Raw genomic sequence first — 11,620 nt, 5'->3', positions numbered from 1 at the left:
CCTGTCGGGCGGTCCGTCCGGCCCGTATGGTCGAAGCATGATCTCGGGCAGCAGCGGGGGACCGGACGGCGGCGGCACGGAGTTCACGGCGGAGGGCTTGGAGTCCGTGCTCCAAGAGGCTTGCGCGACGGCCGGGCTCGACTCCCGCGGCGCCGAGCTGGTGCGGCTCGGTTCGAACGCGGTCTACCGGCTCACCTCGTTACCCGTCATAGTCCGCATCGCACGTGATCGATCCGTCCTCGCGGACATGGACCGGGCTGTGGGTGTGGCCCGGTGGCTGGAGACACAGGACTTCCCGGCTATGCGCGTGCCGGCATCGGTCACGCAACCGCTCGTCGTCGGCGGCCTGGTGGTGACCTTCTGGGAGAGCGTCCAAGACCGCGAGGAGTACGCGACGGTCAGCGAACTGGCCGATCTCCTTCGCCGCCTCCACTGGCTTGAGGAACCTGCATCCCTCCGCCTCCCGTACTTCGACCCGCTGGCCAAGCTGGCGGCTTCGCTGGTAGGCCTGGACGGCATCTCGGCAGAGGACCGGACGTTCCTGGACGACCGAGCGGCACGCCTCGCCAAGGACTACGACCGACTGGACTTCGTTCTTCCCTTCGGCATGATCCATGGTGACGCGAGTATCGGGAACATCCTCCGTCACAGGGACGGGCACGCGGTACTCATCGACCTGGACGGTTTCGCTCTCGCCCCGCGCGAGTGGGACCTGATCCAGACGGCGATGTTCTACGACCGGTACGGCTGGCACACAGAGGCGGAGTACGCGGAGTTCGTTCATCGGTACGGCTTCGACGTGATGAACTGGCCCGGATACGAGACCCTCGCGGACCTGCGCGAATTGATGATGGTCGCGTGGCTCGGCCACCAGGTCACGACCAGCGACTCAGCCGCTGCGGAATTCGCTCGTCGGGTTCGGTCCCTTCGCACCGGAGAGGGGCGAGACCAATGGGGTCCGTTCTGAAGACGCGGCGATTTGTGGTCAGACAACGACATGATCGCCCGAGGCGATCCATAGCCTGTGCTCCCTGACCTGCTCGGTGAACGTCTGCACGTCCGCGCTGCTGCCGGCCACTGCGAGGTTCTGCCGGAACTCGGCAAGGTAGCTGACGCATCGTGCCGATTTGAGCTGTTCCCCCAGGTCAAGCGCATCGAGTGCCACGCGACAGGCCTCCTCGGCGTCCCCGGCGCGTAGGTGGGCGTCGGCGAGAACCATGGTCGCGAAGAAGTCGCTCCGTACGTGGCTGCCACTCATGGCGTTCTCGGCGTGCGCGACGGCTTGCCGGGCGCTGTTGACGTCACGGAAGCAGTGGGCGGCTTCAGCGGCAAGTTCGGCCTCGTCGAAATAGCTGATCCACTCGGGCTCGTCGTCGTTGTTCCGGCTCTCCAGCGCCTTTGTGGCGGCGCTCAAGGCGGCTTCGCAGGCTCGGATGTCTCCGGTCCGGGCAAGCGCGCGTGCCTCCATGGCGTGGAACTGGGCGCGAAGCGTGGGAGTGGCCACGGGAGAGATGCCCATGAGAGCAGCACGGGCGAGCGTCGCGGCCTGCGTATACCGGCCGAGAAACGTCGCCTGATGGCTCATGGCCGACAGAATGCTGCCGGCGAGTCGGCGGTCATTGGCGTCCTGGGCCAACCGGAGAGCTTGGAGGAAGTATCTCTGTGCCAAGCCGTGCCGACAGGCGTCGTAGGACATCCAACCGGCCAGGAGAGTTGCCTCCGCGACAGTCGAGAACAGGGCCCGGCCGACCTGCTCGGTGTATTGGCCGCGCAGCAGCGGCGTCACTTCGGTACTGAGGTACTGGATGGCTGCGTGCCGCGCGTGATCGCCACCGAATCGGTCGTCTAATTCGGCGAACATGTCGGCGGTGGTCTTGATGGCGCCCACGTCTCCGAGACCGACGCGCATTCCGTTCTGCCGTTGCCTGGGAACGGCTGGCTCGGGTGCCACCAACCACCGGAGCGAAGCTTCGTTCCAGGCAGGTTCGGAGGGCTCGGCCTGGAGCAGGGGCTCATACCGGTTGAGATCTGCCCGCCACAGCTGACCGACGGCTTCGATGGCGCCCTCGGGGCTCTCCGGATAGCCGGCGTCCAGGAGCCCCGTGTCCCGCTCGCCTTCGTGGTTCAGCCCGAGTTCGGCGGCACTGAGGTCGTACGCCTCGCACAGCAACGGACCGTAGAAGTCGTCCGGCGCGCTGTGTCCGTTCTCCCAACTGGCGATACGGCGTTTCACGCTCGCATCTGACGGGAGCTGGTGGCCACGACGCGTTGCGGCCTGGCGGAGTTCGCGCACCAACCGCGGCTGACTCCAGCCTCGAACCACACGGGCTTGCCGTAAGCGAACACTGGTCGGCTCCATCGAAGACGTGACCGTTCCCTCCGCATCGGCCCGTTGGCGCAACTTTTGGGTGCGTGACTCCTCGACCCTACGACCGAATGTACGCGCTGCTCATCGCTGAGCGTTGCAAGTAATCGGAGATCGTGAGCGATTGCAACATGACGGGGGATGACGCGTGCGCGGGTGACGCGTCATCCCCCGTCATCTCTCGTCATCTGCCCTGGCCAGGGTGGTGACCCTGAGTCTGGACACAGGGCGGCATCGGGGCCGCAACTGAGTCTGACCGAGGTGAGATAACGTGCAGAGGATGACCAGGAGGGGCATCGAATGGCTCTCCGCGGCGGCTGACGATCCGGAGGGGTGCCGCGCCACCTGGATCGATGACCCCCGTGCACCGTACATGCTGCCGACCGGCCGCTACTTCGACGTAGTGACGGTGGATCAGCGAGTCGGCATGGAGACCTTCGACCAACTGCTGCGCCGGGGCCTGCCGTTCGGGCCTACTGTCCTCGATCACAAGGCACAACGTGTGGGCTTCTTCCTGGGCTCGCGGAGCCAGGAGACTTTCCTCTACTACCTTGCACGGGAAGAGGGCACTGCACCCGCCTACCGCTACCTGAGCCGCGGCTCCGCGGTCGTCGTCCCTGGCCCCATTCCCCTGCGCGGGGACCGTTACGAGTGGCTGCGCGCCCCGGCTCGGCGGCCTATGGCCAACCCGCTCCGTCCGGTGGCCCTGGCGACCATGCTCGTCGCCTCCGCTGAACTGCTGGCTCGGGTGGACCGGTACGGCGAGCGCTACCGGGCCGCGGACACCTTCGGCCTCTCCGCGATTGAGGGGGCTCCGATCGATGGGGCGGGATGATGCCACCGACCGGCACGACTCTGCCACCTGGTCACCGTTGGACAGCGACGGTTGGTATGCCGCGCGTAACGCCACCACTGCCCTGCGGGACGCTCTGATCCGGGCGGGACTGGAGAAGGACTTCCCTTATCTACGGGCCGAATTGAATGCTTTCGGGCATGGCTTGGTCGAACTCGGGCGCGTGTCGCCGGCCACCGCGGAGCGACTGGCGGAGCTGCTGCGGCTGGCGCTGGCTTCGGGCTTGCAGCGGCTAGCGGAGAGCGGCGACGAGACGACCGAATCTCGTGAGGAAAGAGGCTGAACCATGACCGACCGATGGGGCGTAGTCGCCAAGCGTGCGGAGAACCTGATGCCCGGCGTCCCCTACGTCCGCGGCTGGGCACAGGCTCGACGCAGCGCCGGCCCCCTGGCTGAGCAGCTGACAGCCCTGGGCTTGGAGTCGGACTTCCCCGGCCTTGCGGCTGACGTGAACGTCTCGGGCGACGGCTTGGTACGCCTCGGCAGCATCCGTCCCGAGGCAGCGTTGATGCTGGCCGAACTGATCATGTCGGGCCTCACGGCGGAGACGGCCACCCACGTTGATACGAGGGAGGAGGGGACGATGGCTGCCCGTCGAAGCCCGTCCGCTGCCTGATCACTGCGACTTCGGAACTCCGGCTGGTTGCGGTCCGAGAGCGCTCCGGCGACCGGTCGGCTTGCCCCGTACGTCCCGCTTCCCCCGGCGGATGACGTACGGGGCCACTTGCTACGCGCTATGCCTCTTCGCCGTTGGTCTGCCGCTCGGCCGGGACCGGCGCCCCAGCGCCGCAGCCCGGACGAAGTGGCAGACCGAACCGCCCGGGGGCTGGCTGGGAGGCTCGTAGCTGACCTGGATGGCAGGACATCAGCTTGGGAAGCTGCGGGCATTCGCGGCTCGTTCGTGCACTGACCTGGGCGAACGGCCGCGATGCGGTCCCCTCGGGTCTGGCCGCTTTCACCGTGGTTCCCCGCTGTTCCCCGCTCGATCTGGTGCGCCTCTGGTGCGGGACCGGTGCTGTGTCAGGAAGCCGATCCTCAGCGGGTAGCGTCAGCGAGCGGCGTTACCACTTCCGCCACTTGTCCGTGAGCTGGTAGCGGCCAAGTCCATGCCGGGCGGTCAGTGCGACGATGTCGACGCCGTGCTCGGTGAGCGATTGGTCGATGAACTGGCACAGTTGCTCGCGCTCGTCGGTTTCGTAGCCGCTCTCGTCGTGGGCTTCGTTCACGGCGTTCAGGGCCAGGACGACGCGCTCCACGACGCCGAAGAGCTGTGCGACGTCTGCCTCACCCAGCCCGGGAAGCTCGCTCTCGAAGGTGTCGAGGACAGCATCCGTCGACGTGAGTAGTTCTTCGGGGAACAGTCCCGCCATGCACGCGCACTCAGGGTCCAGGGTGCCGGCGGCCAGCTCCTCGGTTTCTTTGGCTACGCAGTCGCTGGAGTAATAGTCAAGACCTGTGGATCGGTGAAGTTATCGGCTGATGCTCCGGTGCCATCGGATCTCGCCTTCGTGCCATTCGTCGGTCGGTGTGAGCCCGGCGGCAGTGGCGACGGCAGCGGATGCGCGATGCTCGGGGTGGATGTGGGCGATTACGGTGTGCACCGGCTGCCGGCTGAGCCAGTCGACGAGCCCTTGGGCTGCTTCGGTGGCGATGCCCCTTCCCTGCCACGGGGTCCCCACCACCCAGGCGATCTCGGCGATGGGGCCGTGGCCGGAGGGGCTGACCGTTGCCTGGACTGTGCCCGTCAGGCAGGACTCGTCGCGGAGCCGGATCACCCAGTTCAGCCAGGACACGGCCGGATCGGGAGAGCCTGCCGTCATGCGCTGGTAGCGCGAACGCAGGGCTTGCGGGGTGTCCGGGGTGCCGCCGATGAAGGTGTGCAGGGCCGGGTCGGACAGCACGGAAGCCATCTCCTCGGCGTGCTCGACGTGCAGCGGCAGCAGGTCCAGCCGCCCGGTGCTGATGGCCTGGGCCGCGATGGGGTTCACGCCGCGACCGCCTCGGGGCGTTCGACGAGCTGGCCGCGTTCGAAGCGGGCTCCGGCGCGGACGAGGGCGACGAGGTGGGGTGCGTTCACGGCCCGCCACCGTTGCTGGGCGGACTCGACGAGCTTGAAGACCATGGCCAGGGCGGCGGTGCGGGAGCCAGCGCCACGGGTGACCTTGGTCCGCAGCCGGACGGTGGAGAAGGTCGACTCAATGGGATTCGTGGTCCGCAGATGGATCCAGTGCTCGGCCGGGAAGCCATAGAACGCCAGCAGTTGCACCTGGTCGTCGGTGATCTTCTTGACCGCCTTGGGGAACTTCGCGCCGTAGAGCTTGGCGAATGTCTTGATCGCCACCTCGGCGTGGTCGTGGTCCTCCGCGTTGTAGATGTCCTGGATCGCCTTCTTCGTGCCCGGCTGCGCGGACTTCGGCATGGAGTCGAGGACGTTGGCCGTTTTGTGAACCCAGCACCTCTGCTCGCAGGTTTCGGGGAACACCTCCGCCAGGGCCTTCCAGAAGCCCAGGGCGCCGTCGCCGACCGCGAGGACCGGGGCGCGCATGCCCCGGCGGGCGCAGTCCCGCAGCAGGTCAGCCCACGACTCGCCGGATTCTCGGTAGCCGTCCTTGAGGGCGACGAGCTCCTTGGAGCCGTCGGCGCGAACCCCGATGAGCACCAGGACGCACGCCTTGGCCTCCTCCAGACGGACGTTGAGGTGGATGCCGTCGGCCCACACGTAGACGTAGTCGACCTCCGACAGGTCGCGGTCCATGAAGGCGGCGTGGTCGGACTGCCACTGCGTCGTCAGCCGGGTAACCGTCGCCGCCGACAGCCCGGCGGAGGAGCCGAGGAACTGCTCCAGGGCCGGCACGAAGTCGCCGGAGGACAGGCCGTGCAAGTAGAGCAGGGGCAGCACCTCGCTGATCTTCGGCGACTTGCGGCACCACGGCGGCAGGATCGCGGACGAGAACCGCCTGCGCTCGCCGGTCTGTTCATCGACGCGCTTGTCGTTCACCTGCGGCGCCTTCACCTCGACCACGCCCGCAGCGGTGGTGACCTGCCGGGGTTGGTGATAGCCGTTGCGGACCACCAGGCGGCGCCCCCTGGCGTCGCGCTCATCAGTCAACTCGGCTATGTAGGCGTTGACTTCGGCCTCCAGTGCGGCGGCCAGCATCCGCCGTGCCCCTTCCCGAACAACCTCATCCAACAGCGAACTGCCGCTTGGCGTGGTTCCGTCCTCGTTGACTACGGTAAGCACCGGCGTGCCTTCCCGACCGACGCGGCAACGTCGGCCTTGCTCGATGACCTATCGATCGATCCATCGGGAAGGTACGCCTCCTTCCGTCAGGAGTGATCCACAGGTATTGAGCATTGCTCGGCACCACCCCCACCACGTCACCCTCGTCTCCGTCGCACACGCCTTCTGCACCCTCCAGCGCATCACCCGGTCCCCAAAAGAGACGGCGCCGGCCTGAGCACGTATCGGGTCGCCCGCGAGCTGCAGTTACTCCTCGCGGTCTGGACCGGCGCCTGCCCCACCTGTCACCGCGACATGCCAGAACCCATACCAACCTGACCAAGCACTACTAGCGTGACCTTGGCAGACCCTCGACAGGCGCAACTGCGGCATAGTGGCCCCTGGACTGCGGTCCGGGGGCCTCCGCGTTACGACGTCCTGTGCCCGACACCCCACCAGCGGCGCCGTCTGGATCCGCTGCTTGATGGAATCTCGGCAGGCGCATCAAAAAAGCGTAGGCCAATTGACTGCTTTCCGAAGGGACTTCGCCCAGGGATTGTCGCTGAACCCATCCCGCTCCAGGTCAGCCAGATACATCAAGACCTCTCCATCCGTAAAGAAATCCCGAGCAAAGTAAGAAACCTTTATGGCAGCTTTCTTGCATGCGATTACCTGGTCGTCAAGATCGCCTTGTAGATCGACTGCACTGCTGACGAAATCCATCAATTCAGGCGAGGGGGAGAACTCCTCGCGATCGAATCGGACCCCTTCCGGTGGTAGGTCACCAATAGCCCATAGAAGGAATTCACCGGTCAGTTCGTCTTGGCTGCTCAGGAACTTCTCCACGAGCGCCGCGAGCAGGTCTCTGACTTCCGTCCGCGACAAGTAGCAGCATGAAACTGCCCAGGATAGAGCCCAAGCCAAGGGCAATGTCTCTTCTCTAGTCAATTCGCCCATAATAGACTGACCCAGGTGCGGCTTGAGCAAGTTTGCCATTTTCCTTGCCACGCTACGATTGCGCGCCTGTTCCGCGGTGGCTGGACTAGAGGACGGTCGGGCGTGAAAGCAAGCTTGCATGGCGCTGAAAGCCGCCATGGATCGGGTCCGCACATCAGGACTTTGGAGATCCATGATGATGGATTCAATGTCATCGCCTGAGTAGATTACCCGATCGTTGATTTCCGCAAGGACGGAAGCGTACTTGTGGCCGTTCTCGCCAAATCGGCTAAAGCCTTCCCATGCGACATCCGCGAGCAGTTCAGAGAATCTGCTTGAGGAGAGTGCGCGAGCGACACCATCTCCGTCATCGGAATGTGTTATAAGAGTGTCCAGCGCTTCCTGTGCCAGCACAGGTGGTATAGGGGCCCCGTCACTTATGCAATGAAGTAGATTCGCGTACAGTGGCGATTCCCATATATCGTCATACCCTTCACCGTCTGCGAAGCCACCCATGCCTGAGACCGGATCGGTCTCTTTCAGTAGGTCGACCATCTTTCGGACTATTTCTTTCGCGTGCCGGATTCCTCCCATCACGGTCGCCAGCGGAATCACTTCGGTCCAGGATGAATCATTCAGATAGGGTTCGATCACCTGAAGGACGTCATCGCATCGATCACGGTCGGGGTGCCACGACTCGACCGCCGCAAGGGCGGCCAAGTACTCTTGGAAAGTAAGGTGCTTGAACTCGTAAAGAGGTCTCATTTGGCCGTCTTCGAGCACACTGCCATTCCGAATTATCAGACTGCTCCGCTCCTCGACTCGCTCGATGAATTTAGTGGATGAAATTCTAGCGAATCCAAGAATCTCGGGTAGCTCGCGACGTGCTTTATTGAACATGTCACGCAATTCCCTTGCCGACACTGACTGCTTCTTGAGGGTCAGCATGGAGAATGCTGCGAAAGCTAGCTGTGGGATCGCCTCTTCTGGGTCGATTGGTTCATGCCCCGCAGTGTTCCAGGTCATGAGGAGTACTTCAATTGCCTTGCCGTACAGGACGCTACGCTTCGTAGGAATCTCTCCGAGCCAGCGTTTCACAAGCAGAAGAGTCGTGAGCAGAAGAGGGTTGATGGCCAGCTCGCGGACTCGCGGGTTGCGCACGATCGATACATAGGTTTCTTCGGCAAGTCTTTTCGACTCTCCGCTTTGCCCGCCAAGAACCTCTCGTTGCCAGGAATTGCACAGTCGCAAGATATCGTGATCAGAGAGGTCAGCGATTTTATACAGCGAGCAGACAGGGGCAACCGCACCTGCAACAGCCCGAAAACCAGCTTCGCGGGAAGTTGTTATGACCCGTACCATTGGGTACGTCCCGATGAACGTACGCAGTTGACATGAGAAGGCGATGCGATCGCTCTCATCGTTGATCTCATCCAACCCATCGATCAGGATGAGAGCATGTCCTGATTCCAGTTTAGAGCGCACAAGCTCCTCAAACGCCTTCACCATTCCTGGACGCTCAGCCTGCTCGATCAGCCGACCGAGCGTTTTTACGATTGGATCCCGAACTTGAGATCCTAGCTGGCGACAGCGCAAGAAGATTGGAAAGAAGTCCTGTCGTGGCAGATGGTCATCCACTTCCCCGTGTCTTTGCGGGTCAGCGTATGCCGTGGCAAGCCGCTTCAAGAGAGTGGTTTTGCCGCTACCGGGAGGTGCAAGAATTGCTACGTGCTTGGACCCCTTCAAAATTTGCGACACCGGATCTCTCCGTGAAGACCAGGGGCGCATCTTGGAGGGTGACTGGTCTCGACTCTCTGAGTCTAAACCGGTGGCTGCATCCATTCCTGCGGAGTAGTGCAAGTGTTGTGGGACATAGAGCGACTCCAAATCGAACCTGCGAGATCCCACTTCGCGGTCGACCGGGAGGCCCTCTAGGGTGATTGCACCGAATTCGCGCAGCAGATAGTTCCGGTAATGGGTGGCGACTTCGGTCGCCTCGGTCGACGGTGCTACATCGCTGGCGGAAGGCAGGTATGCGAGGCCGTCGAAGATACCGGTATAAGCTTGGTCGTCCTGCTTTACCCTGTTGGCGAGATTGCTAGCCAGCCCGTGGCCGTCTGCATGGATCAGTGTGTAATGGGTTTCCTCACCTTCTCTGGCGAAGAAAAAAGCCCAAAGCCAGCCAATGTCATGTGCCACCAGCAAGGCGCGATTGGTCAGCACGGTCCCGGGAGGCATCTCCCTTGCTGCGTCCCGCGCAGCAAATATAGCTTGCTCTTTGGAAGCGATTACCCTACCTCTGACGAGCTCTGACGCTATATCGGCCCCATTGAGTAGCGATATCCTATTTCCCGCTTCGCTCTCTTGTTCCAGAGCCGGGGCAGTGAAGCCGGACAGAGAAATAAAATATGGAGTTACCGTGAACGGGGTTCGAGTCGCCTCAACCTGTACTGCGCCAGCAAACTTATTGACGTCTGCTCCTCCGATGGGCCGGTTGGTCGCCTTACATTCGGCCAGCAGCTCTCGTGGCTCTGTGCGGTGACGTCCCTTGATGTCGATCTCGCGACCAGTACGGTTGACGTCGAGTCGAAAGTCTTCGTACCCCAGGGCATGGAACAGATCGCACATCAATCTACTGAAAAGGTCGCCGCGCAGATTATTGTCGGCTGCCATGACAACGACAGTGTCGTCGCGCATACGCCCCCCAAGCGTCATCGTCCGTGCTCTGTGCCTCGTCAGTCGCTCGAGTAAGGATGTCAGGTACCAGGCCGGGCGGGGGCCCGACTGGTCACATGCAGCCAGGGCCGATCGTCTGCACCTCCCATCCCGGAGCAACGCAGACTGACAGTCGCACGGCCTGGGCAAGCCATGCTCAGGCTCCTTCGAGCGTTTTGCGGGTTTCCACGGCGTGCCAGGCAGATGCGGTGAAGGGGCGGATCGAGGCCGACCCCGAGATGACGGAGCTACCGTCGGCCGCCGAGATCGTGCGCGACCAGGGGGTCTCGCGGGGGTGGCGCTGACGTCTTCCGCGCTCTCCAGGCTGACGGCACTTCATCGCCCTCGGGTTGGAGCTGGCACGGTTGTGGCACGAACCTCAGCCGACGACAGTCAGCCACGACGGAGGGCGCGTCGACCGCGTGTGCCTCGCTGCACCCCTACCCGCCTCAGCCACGCTGCCATGCCGTCGTCCAGAGCAAGTCGCGCCGGCGGAAGCGTAGCGGTGAGACCTTGGGTGATGACCTCTTCGTCCCGAAGTCTCGGCTCCGAGGTCATTGTGGTCAGGTGAGCTGGTCAATGGGTCGTTGTGGGGTGTTGGCGGTCGCACTGCGGTCTCGGGGTTGCTGTACTTCGCTGCTGTACTGCAGCGGTTCCGGAGAACCCGCATGCATCAGCCCTTCAAGAGAAGTTCAGGGTGAGTCAGCAGATGCACAGCGGGCTCCGCCCATCACCTGCGAGGTGGAGTTGTGCCTGCAATCGAGGTTGTCGGGGGACGCATGGGGGACGTTCACTCATCGAGCGAGCGCAGCAGGGCGCCTGTCGTCGTGACAGTCGCATGGCAGTCATGAGGCCATGCGTCCCGTATGGCGAAGGACAAGGGAGATAGCAGAGACAAGCCGCATGAAGAGATAGTCGATAGCGGCGTCCGTAGGAACGTCCTCCTTGTCGTGCTCGTGATGCCGGATGGTGAAACCGTTGCCGATCGCCGTCAGAGTCTTGAACTCCGCTTCTAGCAGCTCGCGGAATGGCTCAGAGCCGGAGGCGGCGCGTGTGAGCAGTTGACTGACTGATGACTTCTTGAGAGTGCCGCCGCCAAGTTCCAGCGTCTTGAGCCGTTCGAAAGCGTCCCAGAGCTTCTCAAGAGCGTCCCGCCGGTCGGCCGAATCTCTGGAGAAGAAGCGCTCCATGGCGTCCTTGAGCTTGCTGTCTAGCTGGGGGGCGCCGGTCGAGGGTCTGAAGTTGGAGATCAACAAACGCGCCTCAGGCGGTCCGAGGCGCCGGACACGCAAATCCTCACCGACCGTGTATGCGATGCCGTTCCTTGCGAAGAGGAGATCGATGTCGTGCCGCAGCTGATCCTGTCCTGGCGTCAGCTCGGTGTCATAGAAATAGTCGTGCTGCTGGAAGGAGTAGTGGGTGTGATCAAAGTTCCACTTAGAACGGCTAACACAATGAGGTACATCAGCCCTGGTGGCCGTGCCTCGTAGGCGAGTTGGGCGTTGTCCGGGCCGTGGGGACTTCACCGTGG

Annotated in this window: 9 protein-coding genes and 1 pseudogene; 4 read left to right on the top strand and 6 right to left on the bottom strand. The window is 63.3% G+C overall.

All coding sequences use genetic code 11. From position 1 onward, the window contains the following. The first annotated feature begins 37 nt into the window (after window positions 1-37). Window positions 38-967 (top strand): aminoglycoside phosphotransferase family protein, encoded by a 930-nt coding sequence (locus tag AB0P24_RS43685; RefSeq protein WP_365804294.1) that lies wholly within the window; start codon window positions 38-40, stop codon window positions 965-967. Window positions 968-985: 18 nt separating this feature from the next. On the opposite strand, the gene AB0P24_RS43680 is transcribed toward AB0P24_RS43685, so the two are convergent. Then, on the bottom strand, window positions 986-2,233 hold the full coding sequence (locus AB0P24_RS43680; protein ID WP_365804292.1) for a hypothetical protein: 1,248 nt from the start codon (window positions 2,231-2,233) through the stop codon (window positions 986-988). Window positions 2,234-2,636: 403 nt separating this feature from the next. On the opposite strand from AB0P24_RS43680, the gene AB0P24_RS43675 reads away from it, so the two are divergent. The 3 genes from AB0P24_RS43675 to AB0P24_RS43665 are packed head-to-tail and all read left to right on the top strand — an operon-like array spanning window position 2,637 to window position 3,834. Beyond that, window positions 2,637-3,200, top strand: coding sequence for a bifunctional DNA primase/polymerase (locus AB0P24_RS43675; protein ID WP_365804290.1), 564 nt, complete (start codon window positions 2,637-2,639; stop codon window positions 3,198-3,200). Then, window positions 3,187-3,501, top strand: coding sequence for a hypothetical protein (locus AB0P24_RS43670; RefSeq protein ID WP_365804288.1), 315 nt, complete (start codon window positions 3,187-3,189; stop codon window positions 3,499-3,501). The genes AB0P24_RS43675 and AB0P24_RS43670 overlap by 14 nt, the downstream gene beginning before the upstream one ends. Before the next feature lie 3 nt (window positions 3,502-3,504). Then, window positions 3,505-3,834 (top strand): hypothetical protein, encoded by a 330-nt coding sequence (locus AB0P24_RS43665; protein WP_365804286.1) that lies wholly within the window; start codon window positions 3,505-3,507, stop codon window positions 3,832-3,834. 445 nt (window positions 3,835-4,279) lie between these two features. Here the strand turns inward: AB0P24_RS43665 and AB0P24_RS43660 are convergent, their stop codons facing one another. The 5 genes and pseudogenes from AB0P24_RS43660 to AB0P24_RS43640 all read right to left on the bottom strand — a co-directional run. Beyond that, a complete protein-coding gene (locus AB0P24_RS43660; protein WP_365804284.1) occupies window positions 4,280-4,588 on the bottom strand; it encodes a hypothetical protein in 309 nt (102 codons plus the stop codon). Window positions 4,589-4,687: 99 nt separating this feature from the next. Then, window positions 4,688-5,206 carry a GNAT family N-acetyltransferase gene (locus AB0P24_RS43655; protein WP_266647387.1) on the bottom strand — a complete coding sequence of 173 codons (519 nt, stop codon included), beginning with the start codon at window positions 5,204-5,206 and terminating at the stop codon, window positions 4,688-4,690. Beyond that, window positions 5,203-6,459, bottom strand: coding sequence for an IS256 family transposase (locus AB0P24_RS43650; protein WP_365804282.1), 1,257 nt, complete (start codon window positions 6,457-6,459; stop codon window positions 5,203-5,205). The genes AB0P24_RS43655 and AB0P24_RS43650 overlap by 4 nt, the downstream gene beginning before the upstream one ends. A gap of 483 nt (window positions 6,460-6,942) precedes the next feature. Further along, a complete protein-coding gene (locus tag AB0P24_RS43645; protein ID WP_365804280.1) occupies window positions 6,943-10,047 on the bottom strand; it encodes a restriction endonuclease in 3,105 nt (1,034 codons plus the stop codon). A gap of 887 nt (window positions 10,048-10,934) precedes the next feature. After that, window positions 10,935-11,620 (bottom strand): annotated as a pseudogene (locus AB0P24_RS43640) (hypothetical protein); the annotation flags it as partial.

Origin of the sequence: Streptomyces sp. NPDC086519 (assembly GCF_040686075.1) — a bacterium.
Taxonomy (GTDB): Bacteria; Actinomycetota; Actinomycetes; order Streptomycetales; family Streptomycetaceae; genus Streptomyces; species Streptomyces shenzhenensis.
Note: the sequence above shows the minus strand (reverse complement) of the source record. Positions and strands in the feature narration are given on the sequence as shown.